20 protein-coding genes are annotated in these 20,571 nt (G+C 66.5%); 7 read left to right on the top strand and 13 right to left on the bottom strand.

Annotated features, from left to right (window positions below):
* The 3 genes from ACX9NE_RS15260 to ACX9NE_RS15250 all read right to left on the bottom strand — a co-directional run bounded on the left by ACX9NE_RS15260 (position 1) and on the right by ACX9NE_RS15250 (position 2,772).
* On the bottom strand, positions 1-624 hold the full coding sequence (locus tag ACX9NE_RS15260; RefSeq protein ID WP_459362214.1) for a hypothetical protein: 624 nt from the start codon (positions 622-624) through the stop codon (positions 1-3).
* 86 nt (positions 625-710) lie between these two features.
* Positions 711-1,763, bottom strand: coding sequence for a class I SAM-dependent methyltransferase (locus ACX9NE_RS15255; protein ID WP_459362345.1), 1,053 nt, complete (start codon positions 1,761-1,763; stop codon positions 711-713).
* A gap of 55 nt (positions 1,764-1,818) precedes the next feature.
* The gene (locus ACX9NE_RS15250; protein WP_459362213.1) at positions 1,819-2,772 is read right to left on the bottom strand and encodes an SDR family oxidoreductase; all 954 of its coding nucleotides are present in this window, start codon (positions 2,770-2,772) and stop codon (positions 1,819-1,821) included.
* A gap of 81 nt (positions 2,773-2,853) precedes the next feature.
* On the opposite strand from ACX9NE_RS15250, the gene ACX9NE_RS15245 reads away from it, so the two are divergent.
* On the top strand, positions 2,854-3,567 hold the full coding sequence (locus ACX9NE_RS15245) for an SHOCT domain-containing protein (protein WP_459362212.1): 714 nt from the start codon (positions 2,854-2,856) through the stop codon (positions 3,565-3,567).
* Between the two features lie 97 nt (positions 3,568-3,664).
* Here the strand turns inward: ACX9NE_RS15245 and ACX9NE_RS15240 are convergent, their stop codons facing one another.
* A complete protein-coding gene (locus ACX9NE_RS15240) occupies positions 3,665-4,288 on the bottom strand; it encodes an MBL fold metallo-hydrolase (RefSeq protein ID WP_459362211.1) in 624 nt (207 codons plus the stop codon).
* Positions 4,288-5,382 carry an S-(hydroxymethyl)mycothiol dehydrogenase gene (locus ACX9NE_RS15235; protein ID WP_459362210.1) on the bottom strand — a complete coding sequence of 365 codons (1,095 nt, stop codon included), beginning with the start codon at positions 5,380-5,382 and terminating at the stop codon, positions 4,288-4,290. Before ACX9NE_RS15235 ends, ACX9NE_RS15240 begins: the two co-directional genes overlap by 1 nt.
* A 32-nt stretch (positions 5,383-5,414) precedes the next feature.
* Between ACX9NE_RS15235 and ACX9NE_RS15230 the strand changes: the two genes are divergently transcribed.
* From ACX9NE_RS15230 to ACX9NE_RS15220, 3 genes are all read left to right on the top strand, one after another.
* Positions 5,415-6,485, top strand: a complete 1,071-nt coding sequence (locus ACX9NE_RS15230) for a class I SAM-dependent methyltransferase (RefSeq protein WP_459362209.1) — start codon at positions 5,415-5,417, stop codon at positions 6,483-6,485.
* Positions 6,482-7,303, top strand: coding sequence for a serine hydrolase domain-containing protein (locus tag ACX9NE_RS15225; RefSeq protein ID WP_459362208.1), 822 nt, complete (start codon positions 6,482-6,484; stop codon positions 7,301-7,303). Before ACX9NE_RS15230 ends, ACX9NE_RS15225 begins: the two co-directional genes overlap by 4 nt.
* A gap of 277 nt (positions 7,304-7,580) precedes the next feature.
* Positions 7,581-8,093: a DUF3145 domain-containing protein gene (locus tag ACX9NE_RS15220; protein WP_459362207.1), complete on the top strand. Its 513-nt coding sequence runs from the start codon at positions 7,581-7,583 to the stop codon at positions 8,091-8,093.
* Positions 8,094-8,182: 89 nt separating this feature from the next.
* On the opposite strand, the gene ACX9NE_RS15215 is transcribed toward ACX9NE_RS15220, so the two are convergent.
* From ACX9NE_RS15215 to ACX9NE_RS15205, 3 genes are read right to left on the bottom strand one after another with little or no spacing between them, the layout of a single operon-like run.
* Positions 8,183-8,695: an Rv2253 family sensor-like surface protein gene (locus ACX9NE_RS15215; RefSeq protein WP_459362344.1), complete on the bottom strand. Its 513-nt coding sequence runs from the start codon at positions 8,693-8,695 to the stop codon at positions 8,183-8,185.
* A gap of 31 nt (positions 8,696-8,726) precedes the next feature.
* Positions 8,727-9,650 carry a diacylglycerol kinase gene (locus tag ACX9NE_RS15210; RefSeq protein ID WP_459362343.1) on the bottom strand — a complete coding sequence of 308 codons (924 nt, stop codon included), beginning with the start codon at positions 9,648-9,650 and terminating at the stop codon, positions 8,727-8,729.
* A gap of 20 nt (positions 9,651-9,670) precedes the next feature.
* Positions 9,671-11,251, bottom strand: a complete 1,581-nt coding sequence (locus ACX9NE_RS15205) for an FAD-binding oxidoreductase (RefSeq protein ID WP_459362342.1) — start codon at positions 11,249-11,251, stop codon at positions 9,671-9,673.
* 47 nt (positions 11,252-11,298) lie between these two features.
* Between ACX9NE_RS15205 and ACX9NE_RS15200 the strand changes: the two genes are divergently transcribed.
* From ACX9NE_RS15200 to ACX9NE_RS15190, 3 genes are read left to right on the top strand one after another with little or no spacing between them, the layout of a single operon-like run.
* Positions 11,299-11,871: a TetR/AcrR family transcriptional regulator gene (locus tag ACX9NE_RS15200; RefSeq protein WP_459362206.1), complete on the top strand. Its 573-nt coding sequence runs from the start codon at positions 11,299-11,301 to the stop codon at positions 11,869-11,871.
* Positions 11,871-13,406, top strand: a complete 1,536-nt coding sequence (locus ACX9NE_RS15195) for a glycerol-3-phosphate dehydrogenase/oxidase (RefSeq protein WP_459362205.1) — start codon at positions 11,871-11,873, stop codon at positions 13,404-13,406. The genes ACX9NE_RS15200 and ACX9NE_RS15195 overlap by 1 nt, the downstream gene beginning before the upstream one ends.
* Positions 13,407-13,454: 48 nt before the next feature.
* Positions 13,455-15,029, top strand: a complete 1,575-nt coding sequence (locus ACX9NE_RS15190; protein ID WP_459362341.1) for an FAD-dependent monooxygenase — start codon at positions 13,455-13,457, stop codon at positions 15,027-15,029.
* 70 nt (positions 15,030-15,099) lie between these two features.
* On the opposite strand, the gene ACX9NE_RS15185 is transcribed toward ACX9NE_RS15190, so the two are convergent.
* The 5 genes from ACX9NE_RS15185 to ACX9NE_RS15165 form a co-directional block, all read right to left on the bottom strand.
* Positions 15,100-16,521 (bottom strand): acyl-CoA carboxylase subunit beta, encoded by a 1,422-nt coding sequence (locus ACX9NE_RS15185; protein WP_459362204.1) that lies wholly within the window; start codon positions 16,519-16,521, stop codon positions 15,100-15,102.
* Positions 16,522-16,579: 58 nt separating this feature from the next.
* Positions 16,580-17,833 (bottom strand): 3-oxoacyl-ACP synthase KasB, encoded by a 1,254-nt coding sequence (gene kasB / locus ACX9NE_RS15180; protein WP_459362203.1) that lies wholly within the window; start codon positions 17,831-17,833, stop codon positions 16,580-16,582.
* 123 nt (positions 17,834-17,956) lie between these two features.
* Positions 17,957-19,222, bottom strand: a complete 1,266-nt coding sequence (gene kasA / locus ACX9NE_RS15175) for a 3-oxoacyl-ACP synthase KasA (protein WP_459362202.1) — start codon at positions 19,220-19,222, stop codon at positions 17,957-17,959.
* Positions 19,219-19,566, bottom strand: coding sequence for a meromycolate extension acyl carrier protein AcpM (gene acpM, locus ACX9NE_RS15170; protein WP_083113548.1), 348 nt, complete (start codon positions 19,564-19,566; stop codon positions 19,219-19,221). Before acpM ends, kasA begins: the two co-directional genes overlap by 4 nt.
* Before the next feature lie 75 nt (positions 19,567-19,641).
* Positions 19,642-20,559, bottom strand: a complete 918-nt coding sequence (locus tag ACX9NE_RS15165; protein WP_459362201.1) for an ACP S-malonyltransferase — start codon at positions 20,557-20,559, stop codon at positions 19,642-19,644.
* Positions 20,560-20,571: the final 12 nt, after the last annotated feature.

The raw sequence follows: 20,571 nt of genomic DNA, 5'->3' as shown, positions 1-20,571 counted from the left end.
CTACTTTCCGGCCTTCTCCCGGTCCTCACGGTCTTGCTTGGTCGCCTTCAAGATCTCCTGGTTGAACTCTTTGTCCTTGTCGAAGCTGTCTTTGACGCGTTGTTCAGCCTCTTCGTTGAGTTGCTCGACCGATTTGTTCTCGTCTTCGGCCGTTTCGTCCGCGTCGGCAGCGCGCTCGCTTTCAGCGGTGTCCTTCGCCCGCCCGCCGCCGTCATTTCCGCCGCCGTCACTGTTGCCGGCGTCGTTGTTGCCGGGCTCCTTTTCGGACGGGGACTCGTTCGCTTTGTCAGTGGCGTCCGAGCCCTCGGACTTGGCCTTCGCGGCCGGCGAGTCGTCGTCCTCGGCGTACTTCGGGTTGCCATCATCGTCGAGCCATTCGCTGACCGCCGTCCCGGTGATGGTCTTACCCGAGCCGGGCATGACCAGCGTGGGCTTGTCCTCGTAGGCCGTCATCATCTCTTTGGCCTTTTCCTTGGCCCCTTCGTCGGGCTCGGGCTTTTCGGTGGTGTCACGGACACCACCGCGGGTGTCGTCGTCTTTTTCCTCGGCCTCGGCAGTACTCACGGCACCGTCGTCGGCTTGGCTGGTGTCCTGACCAGCCGATTCTTCGTCGTGCGCGCTCATACGTGTGGCCCCCTTATGGAGTTGGTTTGCGACCGACCCGGTGTGGGGTTACCCACATAGTCGGCGCACCGAAACTCCCGCAAACGCTATTTCCGCTTGGCCAACACCAGCGACGCCAGCGGGATGCGCATCGGCTCCGGAGCCTTGGCCAGCCGGTCGGCGACCCCGGCTTCGAGCTGCTCGACGAAGTCCTCCGCACGCGGGTCGTGGAAGCCGGCGTCCAGGCCCGAACGCAGCGTGGGAAACAGCGCGGCCCGGGCGAAAGCGGCCCACCGAGCACCGAAAGCAACTGCGTCTGAACCACTTTGGTATCCGGCCCAGAAGCGGTCCTCGGCGTTGAAGATCTCCAGATGCTCGATTGTCAAACCCTCGAACCAGCTCCGCGGTGCGAAGGGGGCCCGGAAGTCCTTCTCGGTGCGAGCCACCAGGGGGATCACCATGCGCCGCACCTCTTCGCCCCGCACCAGGCCCTGTCCGGCGAGTTCGTCCAGCGTCGCCATTATCGCCTCGTTCATCGGGCGATAACCGAAGTCGCCGTCCTCGTCCAGGGCCATGGTGAGCACCACCAACTTGCCACCAGGACACATCTCACGGCCGCGGAACGCGACGAAGTCATTCCAATCCAGTGCCGATTGATGTTCGAACGCCCGCCGGGCTTCGGTGTTGGCGCTGAACGCGATCTGCACATGGTCGCTCACTTGCGGAGCACCTTCGGGAACCCGGCTCAGCCACTGGATCGCCCAGGACGTCCAGCCCAGGTTGACCGTGCCGGTCGGCAGAATCTGCTGATAGAAGGATCGCCCGATTGCCGAGGCGAAGCTCGCCGGGTCGTTGTTCAGGTAGCTGTCCGGGTCGTCGGACAGGGTACGGAACAGAGCGGTGAAGTCGTTCTCCGGAACGTCGGTATGCGCCACCAGAATCGCGTGGTCGTGACGAGTGCGGGCGCGCAGCACCTCGATCGCCGTGGCCATCGGCTTCAGTGAATTGAAGCCGGTGGCGGCACCGTAGTCAGCGACGACGACCGGCTGTGGCGGCTGGGGCAGTGGGACCTCGCGCGCTGCCTGCTCGAACAGGGCGACAGCGGGCAACAACCCGGCGGCCTGCAGACGCGACGCCTGGGTGTAGGTCGCCGATTCCATCGGCTCCGGCCGGACTACGACGCTGGAGTTGGGCAGCCTCGTTCGCGGCTTCTGTTCAGTTCGCCGAGGGGTAGCTGACACCGGTAAGCCTTTCGGAAATCTCCCAAAGCCGTTGACAGTCATCGTCATTGGTGGCGCGTGCCGGCACTTTGGCCTCGGTGACCCCACCGCCGGCCGCCTCGTAGAAGCCGCGCGGCCCGTAGAAAGCCCCGCTCTCGGCCCCAGGGGTGACAGCCGCGTAGAGCACCGGCAGGATGCCTTCGTCGATCTCCTGCCACAGGAAAGGGGCGTACCGCCACGAGGTTGTGTAGAGCCGCTGCATCAGCGCCGGCTTGTCCCGGCCGCGCGACGGCCCGCTGATCTGCAGGTTGGTCTTGGTCAACCCCGGGTGCGCCGCAGTGGAGACGATGTTCCAGCGGCCCCGGCGGCTGCGCCGGTCCAGCTCGCGGGCGAACATCAACGTCGCCAGCTTCGACTGCGCGTAGGCCGACATCGACGAGTAGGACTTCTCAAACTGCAGATCATCGAAGTGGATGCGGCCGAGACGGGCCGCGAGGCTGCTCAGCGAGACCACGCGCGGGGCCTGGGCGGCCCGCAACAACGGCAACACCCGCGCCGTCAGCGCGAAATGGCCGAGATGGTTACTGCCGAATTGCAATTCGAAGCCGTCCGCGGTGGTGTCGCGCTCCGGTGGCGTCATGACGCCGGCGTTGTTGATCAGGATGTCGATGGGCCGAGCCTCGGAGTTGAGCTGCGCTCCCAGGGCTGCGACGGAGTCCAGCGACGACAGGTCCAGTGGCTTGATCGTCAGGCTGGCGTCGGGCACCGATTTACGGATCTCTTCGATGGCGGCCTCGCCCTTGCTCTGGTTGCGGATGGCCATCACGACATCGGCCCCACCGGCCGCCAGGCGTTTGGCCACGCCGAAACCCAGGCCGCTGTTGGATCCGGTGACGACCGCCAGCTTGCCGGTCAGATCGGGCACGGTGGCGACGAGATCGTTGACCATGTCAGAACTCCTTTTCCGGTTGCTTGGTCTCCGGTCGCAAACAGTGTCCCCCGTCGCGACCGCGCGTGACACACTGCCTGAATGAATAGCAGAAGCATCGCCAAGCTGTCGGTGACCCTGGCGATTGTGATGCTCGTGGTGGCGGTGGCCGGCTTCATCACCACCTTGGTACTCAACGCGTTCTTTCTCGACGAATACGACGCGTACGGCGAGGTGCCGGTCCCGGGCACCGGCAGTGTGCACCTGCCGGCCGGACAGGCCACCATCAGCCTGCACACCGTGGTGATCGGCGGTACCGGCGGGACGGGCCTGCCCGTCCCGCCGTTGCGCATCTCGATCACCCCGCCCGACGGTGTGCCGCAGCCGCAGCTGACCGAAAGTATCGGCAGCACAACGACCGTCAACAACGACGCCCACGTGCGGGTGTGGAATGTGCAGGTTCCCGCCGAGGGCACCTACAACGTCATGACCGACGGTCAGGTCGGTGGATACATCAACCCTCGGCTGGCTTTCGGGCATCAGAGCTCATACGGCAACCTGGTCTGGGTGTTCGTCGGCCTGTTCGTCGTCGCCCTGGTCGATCTGACGCTGTCGATAATGTGGGTCGGGCGGGTTCGGCGCCGGCCGGTGCCTGCCGCGGCTGTCTCCTTCGCGGCGCCCTCGGTGGCCTACGAGCCGACCGGCGAGGGAGTGCGGGTGGAGCGGCTGAAAACCCTCGCCTCCCTGCGGGATTCGGGGGCTCTCACCGAGCAGGAGTTCGAGGCGGAGAAGCGCCGGATCCTGGACGGGCTCTAGGGTGCCGAGCGCCCGCGTGTTGCCAACGACACGCCGACGGCGGCGGCATTTTGCGGTCGCTCGCGGAAGAGGGCGGCCGCCCGCCGGCGCAAGGAACTCAGTGCCCGCGGGCGACCCACTCTTCGTAGTGCACGATCTCGTCGCCGATCGTCGTGCTGTCGCCGTGGCCGGTGTGCACCACCGTATCGCCGGGCAACTTGCCCAGGCGCTCGGAGATCGACTGCAGAATCGTCGGAAAATCCGAGTATGAACGGCCGGTGGCACCCGGCCCGCCGGAGAACAGCGTGTCACCACTGAACACCACGCCGAGGTCATGGACGTACCAGCACACCGATCCGGGGGAGTGTCCGGGCGTGTGTATCGCCCGCAGCTCGGTGCCACCCACCTTCAGCGTTTCCCCCTCGGAGATGGGTCGAAAGTCGCTGTCCGGGTGGGTCATTCGCCACAGCACCTCGTCCGCCGGGTGCAATAACACGGGCGCGTCGAGCGCCGCACCGAGCTCGGGAGCCACCGTCACGTGGTCGTTGTGGCCGTGCGTGCACACCACCGCCACCACGTGACGCCCGTCGACAGCTTCGATGATCGGCGCCGCGTCGTGGGCGGCGTCGAACACCACCACGTTCGAGTTGTCGCCGACCAGCCAGATGTTGTTGTCGACTTCCCAACTGCCGCCGTCGAGTTCGAACGTGCCGTGGGTGACCAGACGATCGATGACCACCATTACAGAATCACCACCGAACGCAATACCGTGCCGTCGTGCATCTTGTGAAACGCCTCCTCGATGCCGTCTAGCCCGATTCGTTCGGAGACAAACTTCTCAAGCGGCAGCCTGCCCTGCCGGTACAGGTCGATCAGGGTGGGAAAGTCACGCTCGGGCAGGCAGTCGCCGTACCACGACGATTTGAGCGAACCGCCGCGGGAGAAGAAGTCCACCAGCGGCATGTCCAGACGCATGTCCGGCGTCGGTACCCCCACCAGCACCACGGTGCCTGCCAGATCGCGGGCATAGAACGCCTGCTTCCAGGTTTCCGGCCGGCCGACGGCGTCGACCACCACGTCGACCCCGAAACCGCCGGTGAGGTCCTGGATGGTCTGCACGAGGTCTTTTTCGGCGAGCTCGGCGCTATTGACGGTGTGGGTGGCGCCGAACTTGCGGGCCCACTCCAGCTTCGTGTTGTCGGTGTCCACCGCGATGATCTGCTTGGCGCCCACCAGCGCGGCACCGGCGATCGCGGCGTCACCCACACCGCCACACCCGATGACCGCGACGGTGTCGTCGCGGGTGACGCCGCCGGTGTTGATTGCCGCGCCGAGTCCGGCCATCACCCCGCAACCCAGCAGCCCGGCGACGGCCGGGTCGGCGCCGGGGTCCACCTTGGTGCACTGCCCGGCCGCCACCAGCGTCTTGTCGGCGAACGCTCCGATGCCCAGAGCCGGCGTCAGCTCGGTGCCGTCGGTCAGCGTCATCTTCTGTTCGGCATTGAACGTGTCGAAGCACAGGTGTGGACGGCCGCGCCGGCAGGCCCGGCACTGCCCGCACACCGCGCGCCAGTTCAGGATCACGAAATCGCCGGGTTCGACATGGGTGACGCCCGGCCCGACCGCCTCGACCGTCCCGGCGGCCTCGTGCCCCAGCAGGAAGGGGTACTCGTCGTTGATCCCGCCCTCGTGGTAGGTCAGGTCGGTGTGGCACACGCCGCAGGCCGTGATGTCGACGACGGCTTCGCCCGGTCCGGGATCGGGAACGACGATGTCGACCAACTCGACGGTTTGCCCCTTGCTTCGTGAAATAACCCCGCGCACTGTCTGACTCATGGCCTTCAACCTACGGTGTAGCGTCGCTTCGCATGACGGCACCCGAGGCGGCCAACGAAACCACAGAAGCATTCTCCGAGCGGATGGTCGCGGCCATCAATGGGGCCAGCCTGGCCATTCTGGTGAGCATCGGACACCAGACCGGCCTGCTGGAGACGATGGCGGCACTGGCGCCCTCGACCAGCGCCCAGATCGCGGACGCGGCCGGCCTCAACGAGCGCTATGTCCGAGAGTGGTTGAGCGGCATGACGACCGGCCAGGTCGTCGACTACGACGCCGACACCGCGACCTACTCGCTACCCGCCCACCGCGCCGGCGTGCTGACACGTGCGGCCGGGCCCAACAACCTCGCCGTCGTCGCCCAGTTCGTGCCACTGCTCAGCGAGGTCGAGCAAAAGATCATCGGGTGCTTCCGAGAAGGTGGTGGGTTGCACTACCGCGAGTATCCGCGCTTCCACTCCCTGATGGCCGAGTTGAGTGGGATGTCCTTCGACGCCGGACTGGTGGACGTCGTGCTGCCGCTGGTGGACGGTCTCGTCGAGCGGTTGCGCTCGGGTGTCGACGTCGCCGATGTGGGTTGCGGCAGTGGGCACGCGAGCAACCTGATGGCGCAAGCATTTCCGGCCAGCCGATTCACCGGCATCGACTTCTCCGAGGAAGGCATCGCGGCTGCCACCGCGGAGGCCGCCAGGCTCGGTCTGGCCAACTCGACCTTCGAGCGCCACGACCTGACCCAGTTGGACAAGGTGGACGCCTACGACGTGATCACCGCTTTCGACACCATCCACGACCAAGCGCAGCCCGCACGCGTGCTGGAGAACATCTACCGCGCCCTGCGTCCCGGCGGAGTCCTGTTGATGTCCGACGTCAAGGCTTCCAGTCAGGTCCAGGACAACCTGGATCATCCGATGGGCACCTACCTCTACACGACGTCGCTGATGCACTGCATGACCGTGTCGCTGGCGTTGGACGGCGCCGGGCTGGGCGCGATGTGGGGACGGCAGCTGGCCACGTCGATGCTGACCGACGCCGGCTTCGGCGACGTCGAGGTCGCCGAGATCGAGACGGATCCGATCAATTACTTCTACATCGCCCGCAAGTGACCGACGCTCTCGACGATCTCGACGATTGGCCGGTCTCCACCGCCGCCGCCGCGGTGGTCGGTCCTACCGGTGTGCTGAGTACGCACGGTGACGTGGGGCAGGTCTTTGCGTTGGCATCGGTCACCAAGCCGATCGTGGCCCGGGCCGCGCAGATCGCGGTCGAGGAGGGCGTCGTCGAACTCGACACCGAGGCCGGACCGCCCGGCTCCACGATCCGTCATCTGCTTGCGCACGCCTCGGGACTGGCGATGCACTCGGGCGAGCTGCTGGCCCGGCCCGCCACCCGCCGCATCTATTCGAATTACGGGTTCGCCGTGCTGGCCCGGACCATCGAGCGGGAGGCGGACATCGAGTTCGGTCGTTACCTCACCGAGGCCGTGTGCGAGCCGCTGGACATGGCGACGACGCGGCTCGACGGTGGGGCCCAAGCCGCGGGCTATGGCGCGACCTCGACGGTCGCCGACCTGGCCCGGTTCGCCGGTGACCTGCTGCACCCGATGACGGTCTCGGCGCAAATGCACGCGGAGGCGACCACGGTGCAATTCCCCGGCCTCGACGGCGTGCTGCCCGGGTACGGCGCCCAGCGGCCCAACGATTGGGGCCTGGGTTTCGAGTTGCGCGACGCCAAATCACCGCACTGGACCGGGACTGCCAACTCCGAGCGCACGTACGGACATTTCGGCCAGTCGGGCGGCTTCATCTGGGTGGACCCGGTAGCCGAACTGGCGCTGGTGGTGCTGACGGACCGCGACTTCGGCGAGTGGGCGCTGCGACCGTGGCCGGCGCTGTCGGACGCGGTCCTGGGGGAGTACGCCTGACCGGAAGGCGGGTTCCGCTTTGTATTTATTTGTGCCGCGCTGAGGGTCGAAGGACCCCGGGCTCGCCATGACCGCGTCGACGGTCGAATACGCAGCCTGGCGGCGCCCGCCAGTCACACGCCACTCCAAAAGAAAATGCACACTAGCGCAACACAGGCATCACAGGGCACAATAGACACGCAAGACACAAAAAAATATATCGAGCAGGCATCCAGCTTGATCGGGTTCACCAGGTCGTTGGGGAAGACGTCCCTCGTGGAACCGAAGGAGCAAGAAGATGCGTGCGTCCAATCAGTTCGCCGACGTGACGGCCGGCGTGGTGTACGTCCACGCCTCGCCGGCGGCGGTGTGCCCGCATGTCGAGTGGGCGTTGTCGTCGACCCTGCAAGCCAAGGCGAACTTGGTGTGGACGCCGCAGCCGGCCATGCCCGGGCAGTTGCGCGCGGTCACCAACTGGGTGGGCCCGGTGGGTACCGGTGCCCGGCTGGCGAACGCGTTGCGCTCATGGTCGGTGCTGCGGTTCGAAGTCACCGAGGATCCCAGCCCCGGCGTCGACGGGCACCGCTTCAGCCACACTCCGCAGCTGGGTCTGTGGAGCGGCCCGATGAGCGCCAACGGCGACATCATGGTCGGTGAGATGAGGCTGCGGGGCCTGATGGCTCAGGGCGCCGATACTCTTGCCGCCGAGCTGGATTCGGTCCTGGGCACGGCGTGGGATGAGGCGCTCGAGCCGTACCGCGACGGCGGTGACGCCGGTGAGGTGACGTGGCTGAGCAGGGGAGTGGGCTAGCTTCGGCTTGCCGAGCAGACACCAACTCGCGTTGGAGCGCCCGCTCCGATGCGAGTTTGTGTCTGCTCGCCCCAGCCGGGTGAGCAGAGTTAGGTCACAGGCCCCGACACGGGTTTGGCCGACACCGGCATATCGACATTGCCCGCGCATGTGCCGCTGGCGATATCGGTGTGAAATACGCCGGTGAGAATGCCGTATTGCCCTGGCGTGTAGACCGTTATCGATTTCGCCGGGTCGTATTCAATGGTGCCGTCCGGCAGCAGGCAGTCCCATTTCCAGGTCATTTCGCGCACCCACTGAGACCCGTTCCAGGTGAACTCGATTGTGCGGGGCATCGATTCGTTCTTCGGTGGGGCAGGGTTGTCGACCGAGGCGACGCAGACGCCTGCGGTGCAGCTGGAGCTGAACGAGACGGTGGACCGGTGGGCGAATTCCGGTTGAGCTGCCGCCACGCTGGTGCCGGATTTCGCGTTGGCTCCGAGCACGACGAGGTATTCACCGTTCCAGGACGCGACTTCACCCGCGTGCGCCGCGGGCGCCAGGCACAGCGGAACACCCACAGCCGTTAGAGCGGCCACAGCTGACGTGAATGAACCCGACATGCTGAACATGTCGCGTTCGGTGATCAACTCGTTACACGAGCTTGGGTCTGAGCACCTGCAGCGCGGCCGGGACCGCGGAGATCTCGGCCGGAAGCGGACAGGCATAGTCGCCGTCGGCGTACACGTTGATGCCGGGGCACTCGACTTCGACGGTCTTGGCCCGCGCCGTGGTGACCTCGTCCAGCTCGACGTGCGTGCCCTTGAGTGCGGTGGGGAAGAAGCGGATCAGCTTCATTCGCGACTCAGACCTCACCATGGTGAGATCGAGCAGGCCGTCAGAGCGGTCGGCGTTGGGGCAGATCAGCATTCCGCCGCCGTAGCTGCGGGTATTGCCGAAGGCCGTCATCGTGAGGTCGGTTTCGATCACCTGCTGTCCGTCCAGCACCAGCCGGAACGGCAGCAGCCGCAGCTGGGAGAGCTCGGCGAACATCGCGAGGTAGTACCGCATCCGCCCGTGCGGCCAGGTCATGCGGTTGGCTCGGTCGGTCACCAAGGAGTCGAATCCGGTTGCGGCCACCGTGCCGAACCACTTGCTCGATTTCCTGGGGCCGTCGCTCCACAGGATGCGGCCCAGGTCAATGGTTTCCGTCCAGCCGTCCGCCACGACGTCCGCCGCGGCCTCGGGATCCTTTGTCGGAATCCCGAATTCGCGGGCGTGGTCATTGCCGGTGCCCGCCGGGACGACGCCCAGCGGCACGGCGGTTTGTGCCAGTACCTGCAGGGCGTTGGAGATGACGCCGTCGCCGCCGGTGACGACCACCGCGTCGGTGCCCTTCTCCAGCGCCGCGGCCACCAGGAAGCGCGCGTCTTCGGCGCCGTCGCCGATGATTTCGACGACCTCGACGCCGCGCTTGTGGAACCGGGCGATGGCACGCTGTGCCGCCTCGATCGCCGCGCCGTGCCGAGACAGCGGGTTGGTCAGCATCGTCACCTTGCCGACCTCGCGCCGGCTCAGCACGGGGGAGTGCTCGCGAGTCACGGAATCAGTTTGCCCGGGTTGAGGATTCCGGCCGGGTCCAGGGTGGCCTTCACCGCGCGCAGCACTTGCACGCCGAGGTCGCCCACCTCGTCACGCATCCAGGCCCGGTGGTCGGCGCCGACGGCGTGATGGTGGGTGATGGTGCCCCCGCTTGCCATGATCGCGTCGGACGCGGCCTTCTTCGCCGCCCACCACTGCTCGACCGGATTGCCGCGCTGGCCGGCGACCACGGTGAAGTACAGGGAGGCCCCGGTCGGGTAGACGTGCGACACGTGGCACATCACCAGCGCCGGGGTCCCAGAGTCGGCGAGCGAAGACGTCAACGCCTCGGTGACCGCAGTCTTGAGCGCGGGAATATTCGACCAGTCGGTGGCGGTCTCCAGCGTTTCGCAGAGCGCACCGGCGGCCAGCAGTGAGTCGCGCAGGTACGGGGCGCTGAACCGGCCGTGCTCCCAGGTCCTGGCCGGGCCCTCGCCCAGCGAGGTGCCGCCGCTGGCCTCGATCAACGCGCGGGTCTCGGAGTGCCGGCTTTCCGCATGTTCCTTGGTGCCCTCGAACAGGGTCAAACCCAAACAGCCTCCACCGCTTTGGTTTTGGCCTATGGTTTCGTGGGTGGCGAGGTTGACCCCGGTCTCGGCCTCGTCGGAGAGCCGCACGACGGTGGGGCCGGTGCCAGTCTGGGTGATTGCGCGCAGAGCGGCGACTCCGGTCGCGAAGTCCGGGAATGACCATGCCTCGTAGCGGGTGGTCTCCGGCACCGGGTGCACCCGCAACCGCACTCTGGTGATGACACCCAGCGTGCCTTCCGAGCCGATCGCCAGCTGGCGCAGGTCGGGACCGGCCGCCGAGGCCGCCACCCGGCCCAGGTCCCAGATGCCGACCGGGGTAACCATGCGCAGCCCCATGATCATGTCGTTGAAGCGGCCGTAACCGGCGGAGTCCTGACCGGACGAGCGGGTCGCCGCGAAGCCGCCGATGGTGGCGTATTCGAAGCTCTGCGGGAAGTGCCCGAGCGAGAATCCGTGCTCGCCCAGTAGGCGTTCGGATTCCGGGCCCGTGACCCCGCCACCCAACTCGGCGACCCCGGACACCGTATCCAGGGAGTGCAGCGCGTTGAACCGGCGCAGATCCAGGGAGATCACGGCTCCGAACTGACCGCGGGAGGGGTCGAGCCCGCCGGTGACATTGGTGCCGCCGCCGAACGGGACGACCGCGATGCCGTGATCGGAGCAGTAGCGCAGAATTTCCAGAACGGTGTCGTCGTCGCCGGGCAGCAAAACCGCGTCGGGCGCGTCCTGCACCCCGCGGTCATTACGGCGGAGCATGTCCGGGGTGGACTTGCCGCCGGCATGCAGCAGTCGGTCGCGGTCGGCGGTGCGCAAGAACTCGGCGCCGACAATCTTGGCGAGCCCGTCCTGGTCGGCCTGCGACAACGCGCACGGACGCAACCGCACGTCCTCGGGCCGCAGCTCGGTCTCCTCGGAATCCTCGAGTCCCACAACTTGCTTCAGCAGGCCACGAATTTCGTCGGGAAGTGGCTTGGCTGCGGCGGGATCTCCCCACGCGTTCCATTTCATCGGCGGAAGGAGTTGCTCAGGGTTCGTCATGCGTTACAGTATTACATATGGTGTCAATAAGTAATGACCCCAATTTGGATACCGGGGATCGAATCCTAGCCGCGGCGGCCAGCTGTGTGGTCGATTTCGGTGCCGACCGGGTGACGCTTGCGGAGATAGCCCGCCGTGCCCGCGTCAGCCGCCCGACGGTCTATCGCCGGTGGCCGGACACGCAGTCGATCATGTCGACATTGCTGACCAAACACATCACCGAGGTGACCCGTGAGCTGCCGTTCGAGGGCAATGACCGGGAGTCGTTGGTCGCACAGGTGGTTGCGGTCGCCGACCGGTTGCGCCGTGACGAGCTGATCATGTCCGTGATGCACTCCGAGCTGGCCCGGGTGTACATGACCGAGCGGCTGGGTGTCAGCCAGCAGTTCTTGATCGAGGGGCTGGCTCATCGGCTGGCCGAGGCCCAGCGTGCGGGCAGTGTGCGGCCCGGTGACCCACGTCAGCTTGCGACCATGATCCTGCTGATCGCCCAGTCGACCATCCAATCCGCCGACATCGTCAAACCCATCCTCGACGACGAAGCGCTCGCCGCCCAACTCGCCTACACACTGAACGGATACCTGTCCTGATGGATAACCCGACCGCGCTGAACGCTGTTCGCCGCACCGCCGAGTTGACCGCACTGGCCGACGGCGCGGAGCTCGACGTCGTCGTCATCGGCGGCGGGATCACTGGTGCCGGAATCGCGTTGGACGCAGCCTCACGGGGCTTGCGCACAGCGCTGGTCGAGAAACACGACCTGGCGTTCGGCACCAGCCGGTGGAGCTCAAAACTGGTGCATGGTGGCCTGCGCTATCTGGCCAGCGGCAACATCGGCATCGCCCGGCGCAGCGCGATCGAACGCGGAATCCTGATGACGTGCAACGCCCCGCACCTGGTTCATGCGATGCCGCAATTGGTTCCGTTGTTGCCGACGATGAAGCACTTCAACCGGGCCATGGTGCGGGTCGGCTTTCTCGCCGGTGACGCGTTGCGGGTGCTGGCGGGGACGTCGTCGTCGACGCTGCCCTGGTCGCGGCGCATCTCCGCGCGCCGCGTGGTGGAGTTGGCCCCGACGGTGCAGCGGGACGGCCTGGCCGGCGGGCTGCTGAACTATGACGGGCAGTTGATCGACGACGCGCGGCTGGTGACGGCGGTGGCGCGTACCGCGGCCCAGCACGGCGCGCGGATCCTGACCTATGTGGCCGCCTCGGAGGCCACCGCCAACTCGGTGCGGCTGACCGACCAGCGAAGCGGTGAGTCGTTCGACGTGAAGGCCGGTGCGGTGATCAACGCGGCCGGGGTGTGGGGTGGTGATATCGACCCGGCGCTGAAGCTACGCCCCAGCCGCGGGACGCATTTGGTGTTCGACGCCGCGGCATTCGGGAATCCGACTGCGGCGCTGACGATTCCGGTTCCCGGTGAATTGAACAGGTTCGTGTTCGCCATGCCTGAGCAGCTCGGTCGCGTCTACCTCGGCTTGACCGACGAGGACGCGCCCGGTCCGATTCCCGATGTGCCGGAACCCTCGTCAGCGGAGATTGCGTTCCTGCTGGATACGGTGAACACCGCTTTGGGCACCACCGTCGGGGCTTCCGACGTCATCGGCTGCTACGCCGGGCTGCGGCCGCTGATCGACACTGGCGCAGGGCGCACCGCCGATGTCTCGCGCGACCACGCCATCTTCGAGTCGCCGTCCGGGGTGATCAGCGTGGTCGGCGGCAAGCTGACCGAATACCGTTACATGGCAGAGGATGTGCTCAACCGGGCGATCGCCGTTCGCAAGTTGCGCGCCGGTGCGTGCCGGACCCGCAAGCTGCCCTTGATCGGGGCGGCCGATAATCCGGGTCCCGCGGCGGGGCCGGGGAACGTGCCGGCGTCCATGGTGGCACGCTACGGCGCCGAGGCGACCAACGTGCTGGCGGTGGCCACGTGCGAGCGTCCCGGCGAACCGGTCGCCGACGGCATCGACGTCACGAGGGCGGAGTTCGAGTACGCCGTGACCCATGAGGGCGCACTGGATGTCGGTGACATTCTCGATCGCCGAACCCGCATCGGGCTGGTGCGGCGTGACCGCGAGAAGGTGCTCGCCGTGGCGGAGGAGTTCCTCTCGGTTCTGGGGTGAGCAGACGCGAACTCGCACGTTTCCGGCCGGAAACGTGCGAGTTCGCGTCTGCTCGCGGGGGGTAGGTTCGTCACTGTGACTGGCGTGTTGATCGTCGGAGCCGGCGTGGGCGGGCTGGCGACGTCGGCGCTCCTTGCCCAGCACGGTGTGCACTCGCTGCTGGTTGACCGCAGGCGCGAGACCTTCATCTATCCGAAGGCCCGTAATCTGAGCTTCCGGAGTCTGGAAATCCTGCGGGGCCTGGGCCTGGGGGACGAGGTGCACGCTGTGGCCGAGGGGGTGTCCACCATGCTGGTCAAGCCGACACTGGCCAGCGTTGAAGAACATCCGGCGATCGACATGGATGCAATCTTCGCCGGACTCGATACTGTGAGTCCTGAGCCTGCGGCGCAGTATTGCCCGCAGAGTGAGTCGGAGCCGATTCTGTTGCGCGCGGCGCGCAGTCGCGGCAGCGAAGTGCGCTACGGCACGGAACTGGTCACGTTCGAGCGGGACGACGACGGTGTCACCGTCGTGCTTGTCGACCGGGACTCCGGCCGGCCGGAGACCTTGCGGGCCGAGTACCTGATCGCCGCCGACGGGGTGCACAGCCCGATCCGCAAGGCCCTGTCCATCGCTACCTCGGGTTACGGGGCGCTGCCAATCTTTGTGGTATTCATCTATTTTCGTGCTCCATGGCGTCGGATGGCCCCCGATCTCGCCAATGGCGATGCGGTGCAGATCAGCAACCCAGCCGCGCCAGGTATCTTCCTGGCGGTCGACGACGACCGCGGCATGTTCATCACGACCTACTTTCCCGCCAAAGGCGAAACGGCCGAACAATTCACGCCCGGGCGTTGCCGCGAGTTGATGACCCAGGCAATCGGGCAGCAGACCGAGGTGCAGATCATCGAGGTCGCGTCGTGGCAGCCCTACGAGCAGGTTGCTGATCAATTCCGTTGTGGCCGTGTGCTTCTGGTCGGCGATGGGGCGCACACCATGCCGCCGTTCAAGGCCGGGGGAGCCAATACGGCGATTCAGAGCGCGCACAACCTGGCTTGGAAGCTGGCTGCCGTGCTGCACGGGCGGGCCGGGCCGGCATTGTTGGACACCTATCACGGCGAGCGGCACCCGGTCGGCCGGTTCGCCGCCCACCAGTCACTGACCGGCCCGACGCTGGCTTCCCTCCCAGTGGGTGACGAGCGACCGCAATTGCCGCCAGACGAAGAGTGCTCGATGTTCGAACTGCTGATCGGGTACCGGTACCGATCGGCCGCGGTGTTGAGCGACGAGCCGGACTCCGGGGCGTTGGAGTTGGTCCAGGAATTGCGGGGTCAACCCGGTACGCGGGTTCCGCACGTGTGGCTGCAGCGCGATGGCCGGCGCGTGTCCACGCTCGATCTGTTGGGTCCGCGGTTCACGCTGCTGTCGGCTGACGAGCGGTGGCGGGCAGCGGCGGCCGGCCTCGAGGTCGCTAGGCACCGCGTCGATGAGCCAGAGTGGTTGGCCGTCAATGGATTATCGGAGACGGGTGCGCTCCTGGTGCGCCCCGACGATTTCGTGGGGTGGCGGGTAGAGGAGTTGCCGGCCGAGCCGGAGCGCGAGTCGCAACGAGCGGTCTCGGCGATCCTGGCCCGGGGGTGAGCAGTCGCAAAGTCGCACGTTTCCGACGAGAAACGTGCGACTTTGCGACTGCTCGCGGGGGAAGGTGCCCCTACAGCGGGATGTTCTTGTGGCGGCCGCGGCGTGCCGGCGCCTGAGCCAGCGCCTCGGTGAGCTTGCTGCGGGTGTGCGACGGGTCGATCTTCTCGTCGACCACACCGATGTCGATGGCGCTGTCCACGCCACCGGCGATGCGCTCGTGCTCGGCGGCCAACTCGTCGTGCAGGGCCTCGCGCTCGTGGTCCGGCGCGGCCGCCAGCTTGCGCTTGTGCAGGATGCCGACGGCGGCCTTGGCGCCCATCACCGCAACCTCGGCGTCCGGCCAGGCGAACACCTTCGTCGCGTTCAGCGAGCGGGAGTTCATCGCAATGTAGGCCCCGCCGTAGATCTTTCGCGTCACCAGGGTGACCCGGGGAACGGTGGCCTCACCGAAGGCGTGCAGCAGCTTGGCGCCGCGTCGCACCACGCCGCCCCACTCCTGATCGACACCGGGCAGATACCCCGGCACGTCGACGATGACCACCAGCGGGACGCCGAACGCGTCGCACAGCCGCACGAAACGCGCTGCCTTCTCGGCACTCTCGGAGTTCAGGCAACCACCCAGCCGCAGCGGGTTGTTGGCCAGCACACCGACCGTACGGCCCGACAACCGGCCCAGCCCGACCACCATCGACGGCGCCCACTTGGCCTGGAATTCCTCGAAAGGCGCGTCCGAGTCGAGCACCGCGGTGACGATGGGGTGCACGTCGTAAGCCCGTCGCGACGACTCGGGCAACAATGCCCGGATGTCGGTGTCGCCGGCCTCGGCCTTGCTGCGGTCGAAATGGCCCTGCTGGCAGAACAATCCGACCAGCCGGCGACCACGCTCGAAAGCGTCCAGCTCGTCGTCGGCGACAATGTGGCATACACCGGACTTCTTGTGGTGGGTTTCGGGCCCACCCAGGGAAGCCATGTCGACGTCCTCGCCGGTGACGCTGCGGACCACGTCAGGCCCGGTGACGAAGACCCGGCTCTCCGGCGCCATGACGATGACGTCGGTGAGTGCCGGCCCGTAAGCGGCACCACCGGCGGCGAATCCGACGACCACCGAGATCTGCGGGATGTAACCGGATGCCCGGATCATGGCCTCGAAGGTCAGACCCACGGCGTGCAGCGCCTTGACACCCTCGGCCAACCGCGCGCCACCGGAGTGCCAGATCCCCACGATGGGACTCTGTTCCTCGATGGCGGTGTCGTAGGCGTTGACGATGTGAGCACAACCCTCGACGCCCATGGCGCCGCCCATCACGGTCCCATCGGTGCAGAACGCGATCGTGCGCACGCCGTTGACGGTGCCCGCCGCGGCGAGGACACCCGAGCGGTCCCGCTCGTGTAGCAGCTCGATGCTGCCGTCGTCGAGGAAGTTGCTCAGCCGCAACAAAGGATCGCGGGGGTCGAGCGACTCGCCAACCGCCTCGGGGGCCATGATTGTCATCGCAGGTCTCCTGTTTTCCGGGTGTTGCTCTGGTTTATCCGGTGTTGCTTGGAGCTTTCTAGTAGCGCCCAAAGGCGATCGCCACGTTGTGACCGCCGAAGCCGAACGAGTTGTTGATCGCGTACTGGTAATTGCCGGGCCGAGGCTTACCCGCCACCACGTCCAGGTCGATCTCCGGGTCGAGGTTGACCAGGTTCAGTGTCGGCGGGATGACCTGATCACGCAGTGCGAGCACGGTCAGGATGGACTCCACTGCTCCGACCGCACCGACCGAGTGGCCGAGGGCAGATTTTGGAGCGTAGACCGCCGCGCTGTGACTGCCCAGGGCGTTGTTGATAGCCCTGCCCTCAGCCACGTCGCCGACCTGGGTACCGGTCGCGTGGGCGTTGATGTGGTCGATGTCGCTCGGCTGCAGGCCGGCAAGCTGGATCGACCGCGTCATGGCGTGCCCGGCGCGTTCCCCGTTGGGGTCCGGCGCCACCATGTGGAAGCCGTCCGAGGTGATGCTGGCCCCCATGATGCGGGCCAGGATGTTGGCACCCCGGGCTTTGGCGTGCTCTTCGGTCTCGATCACCATCAACGCGCCGGCCTCACCGAAGACGAAGCCGTCCCGGTCCTTGTCGAAGGGGCGGCAGGCGCCCTGCGGATCGTCGTTGTTGGTCGACATCACGATGCGCATGTTGGCGAACCCGGCGATGGGCACCGCCTCGATCCGGGTCTCCACGCCACCGCAGATCGCCATGTCGGCTTCACCGAGCACGATCTGCTGCCACGCGCGGGCGATGGCCTCCGAGCCCGACGCGCACGCCGATACCGGCGTCATGACGCCGGCCTTGGCATGCCGTTCCAGGCCCACGGCCGCCGCGGCGCCGTTGGGCATGTACTTCTGCACGGCCAGGGGCGAGATCGCACGGAAGCCGCGCGCCCGCATTTCGTCGTACCCGAACACCAGCTCTTCGGCCGAACCCAACCCGGTACCGATCGACACCGCCAACCGGGTGGTGTCGACCTCGGGTGAGCCTGCGTTCTCCCACACCCGGCGACCGATCACGGTGGACATCCGCTGCAGGTACGCCGTCCGACGCAGTTCGACCCGCGTCAGCTCATGGTCGAATTCCTCCAGCAGGTGCCCCCCGATACGTACCGGCAGATCGAACTCCTCGACGAACGGGTCGTCGAGGGTGCGGATACCGCTTTGACCGTCCAGCAACAATTTCCACGTAGTTTCCGCGTCTGTTGCCAGCGCGGTCGTCATGGCAACGCCGGTGACAACCACATTGGGAAGTGCCTTCCCCGTAACCAGCTCTGTCATGGCTCTGGCGAACCGTTCCTTCCGTTCTTCGTGGTGATCGCGAAGCGGGTCACCACCAGTCGTCCCCTATGGTGATCGCTAGCCGGAAAACGCCGGGCGAAGCGGGTCACCACCTGTTCGTGTTCAGTAGCGCCCGAAGGCGAGCGCCACGTTGTGACCGCCGAACCCGAACGAGTTGTTGATCGCGTAGCGGTACTCGCCATAGCGAGGCTCGCCGGCAACCACATCAAGGTTGATCTCCGGGTCCGGGGTTTCGTAATTCAATGTCGGCGGTATGACTCCGTCCCGAAGGGTCAACACCGTGAGCACCGATTCGAGCGCGCCGACCGCGCCGATGGAGTGCCCGAGCGCCGATTTAGGCGCATACACCGCGGCCTTTTCACAGCCGGCCACGCGGATCGCGTTGGCTTCGGCAGCATCGCCGATCGGAGTTGCGGTCCCGTGCGCGTTGACGTGGTCGATGTCGTCAGGCGACAAGCCCGCCAGCTCCATCGAGCGCTGCATCGCGCGACCGGCACGGATGCCGTTCGGGTCCGGCGCCACCATGTGGAAGGCGTCCGAGGTGATACCCGCACCCAGGATCCGGGCCAACGGCGTGGCGCCGCGGGCCTTGGCGTGTTCCTCGGTCTCGAGCACCATCATTGCCCCGGCCTCGCCGAACACGAAGCCGTCACGGTTCTTGTCGAAGGGTCGCGACGCACGTTCGGGCTCGTCGTTGCGGGTCGACATGGCCCGCATCATCGAGAACGCCGCGATGGGCAGCGCCTCGATCGGGCCTTCGACGCCGCCGCAGACGGCGACATCCGCATCACCCATGACGATCTGACGCCACGCGTGGGCGATGGCCTCCGAACCCGAAGAACAGGCCGACACCGGGGTGATGACCCCGGCGCGGGCACCGAGCTGCAGGCCCACCACTGCCGCGGCACCATTGGGCATGATCATCTGAACGGCGAGCGGCGACACCTTGCGGGGGCCGCCCTCGTTCATCAGGTCATAACTTTCGACGATCCGTTCGGCGCCACCCAGACCGGTGCCCACCACGACGGTGAACCGGTCCGGGTCGACCTCCGGCGTACCGGCGTTTTCCCAGAGCTGACCGCTGAGCCACTTGCTCATTCGTTGGACGTACGACATGCGGCGCATGTCGAGCCTGCCCATGTGGTCGTCGATCGCTTCTTTCAGGTGTCCACCGATGCGGACCGGCAGGTCCCATTTGGTGACGAAGTCGTCTTCGAGGACGTGGATGCCGCTTTCTCCGGCCAGCAAGCCCTTCCACGTGCTCTCAATGTCCGGCGCGAGCGATGTCGTTGCCGCGACGGCGGTTACCACGACGTCCTTAAAAGGAGCGCCGCGGTAACCGCCATTAGCAGTGGAAGGCTTGGTCACTTGCTTTCTGCTTCCAGCCTCGCCTTGACGTTGGCAACAGCCTCGGGGTTGTCCGTCTCGAGCTTGGCGCGCAGCGCCTCGGCAGCCTCGGGGTTCTCTTCCTCGAGCTTCTGGATGTAGGCGACGACGTCACCGACGGTCCGCAGGCCGGCGAGGTCCTCGTCCGGGATCTTCACGCCGTACTTGTCCTCGGTCTGCACGGCGATCTCCACCATCGACAGCGAGTCGATGTCCAGGTCGTCGACGAACGACTTCTCCGGGGTGACCTCCGACGGCTCGATACCGGTCACCTCTTCGATGATCTCGGCGATACCGGCGATGATTTCTTCCTGACTGACGGCCACGGTTCGTTCCCTTCGTAATATGTTGTGTATAAACCGATTTGACGTACTTTGAAGCTTCTGGAATGAAGCGGGCGGCTACAGATTCGCCAGCTCGTCCAGATCTGCGGGTGACTTGACGGCTCGCGTCGGAACCCCCCGAAGTTCGCGTTTGGCGATGCCGGTCAGAGTGCCCGCAGGCGGGAACTCCACGATCGCCGTCACAGTGTTTTCGCCTTGCTCACGGATGTATGCGGTGCACAGGTCCCAGCGCACCGGACGGGTCAGCTGCGCGACCAGGGTCTGCATCGCCGCGGCGGCAGAGGTTACCGGCTTCCCGTCGTAGTTGGACAGCAGGGTGGCCAAGGGCTCGGCGGTTGCGATGCCGGCCGCCGCTGCGGCGTAACCCTCTAGCGCGGGTGACATGAAATCGGTGTGGAAAGCCCCGGCCACACCCAGTGCGCGGACCCGGGCCTTGGCCGGCGGGTCTTCGGCCAGCTTCTCCAGCGCGGTCAAAGGGCCGGCGGCGACGATCTGGCCGGCGGCGTTGCGGTTGGCCGGAACCAGGTCGAGCCGATCGAGGCGAGCCAGCACTTCGGACTCGTCGCCACCGAGCACGGCCGACATACCGGTGGGCTCGACGGCGCATGCCCGGGCCATCTCGGCCCCGCGGGTGGCGGCCAGCATCACCGCGTCATCAGCGGCCAGCACTCCGGCGATGGCGTAAGCCGCGATCTCGCCGACGGAGTGGCCGGCGACGATGAACTCCTGGCCGGACAGCAGACCGCGCCTGGAAAATTCCTGGTGAGCGAGCAGGGTAGTCGCCACGATGAGAGGCTGGGCGATCGCGGTGTCCGTGATCTCCTCTGTCGACGCGGTGGTGCCCAGCCGCGCCAGGTCCAGGCCACTGGCCGTCGACCATGCCGCAATCTGGTCCGCTGCGCCTGGCAGTTCCAGCCACGGCGCGAGCATCCCCTGAGTCTGGGAACCCTGTCCGGGTGCAAGCAACGCAATCACGTGTCTAAGAGA

The organism is Mycobacterium sp. ML4 (assembly GCF_054515735.1).
The sequence above is the reverse complement of the archived record's forward strand: the minus strand, read 5'-3'. Positions and strand labels throughout refer to the sequence as shown.

Coding starts and splice junctions, on each gene's coding strand:
- ACX9NE_RS15185 (WP_459362204.1), bottom strand. CDS start 16,521: ATGACAATCATGGCCCCCGAGGCGGTTGGCGAGTCGCTCGACCCCCGC.
- ACX9NE_RS15215 (WP_459362344.1), bottom strand. CDS start 8,695: ATGTCGGGTTCATTCACGTCAGCTGTGGCCGCTCTAACGGCTGTGGGT.
- ACX9NE_RS15220 (WP_459362207.1), top strand. CDS start 7,581: ATGCGTGCGTCCAATCAGTTCGCCGACGTGACGGCCGGCGTGGTGTAC.
- ACX9NE_RS15240 (WP_459362211.1), bottom strand. CDS start 4,288: ATGGTGGTCATCGATCGTCTGGTCACCCACGGCACGTTCGAACTCGAC.
- ACX9NE_RS15245 (WP_459362212.1), top strand. CDS start 2,854: ATGAATAGCAGAAGCATCGCCAAGCTGTCGGTGACCCTGGCGATTGTG.
- ACX9NE_RS15250 (WP_459362213.1), bottom strand. CDS start 2,772: ATGGTCAACGATCTCGTCGCCACCGTGCCCGATCTGACCGGCAAGCTG.
- ACX9NE_RS15200 (WP_459362206.1), top strand. CDS start 11,299: ATGGTGTCAATAAGTAATGACCCCAATTTGGATACCGGGGATCGAATC.
- ACX9NE_RS15205 (WP_459362342.1), bottom strand. CDS start 11,251: ATGAAATGGAACGCGTGGGGAGATCCCGCCGCAGCCAAGCCACTTCCC.
- ACX9NE_RS15255 (WP_459362345.1), bottom strand. CDS start 1,763: ATGGAATCGGCGACCTACACCCAGGCGTCGCGTCTGCAGGCCGCCGGG.
- ACX9NE_RS15235 (WP_459362210.1), bottom strand. CDS start 5,382: ATGAGTCAGACAGTGCGCGGGGTTATTTCACGAAGCAAGGGGCAAACC.
- ACX9NE_RS15260 (WP_459362214.1), bottom strand. CDS start 624: ATGAGCGCGCACGACGAAGAATCGGCTGGTCAGGACACCAGCCAAGCC.
- ACX9NE_RS15230 (WP_459362209.1), top strand. CDS start 5,415: ATGACGGCACCCGAGGCGGCCAACGAAACCACAGAAGCATTCTCCGAG.
- kasB (WP_459362203.1), bottom strand. CDS start 17,833: ATGACAGAGCTGGTTACGGGGAAGGCACTTCCCAATGTGGTTGTCACC.
- ACX9NE_RS15195 (WP_459362205.1), top strand. CDS start 11,871: ATGGATAACCCGACCGCGCTGAACGCTGTTCGCCGCACCGCCGAGTTG.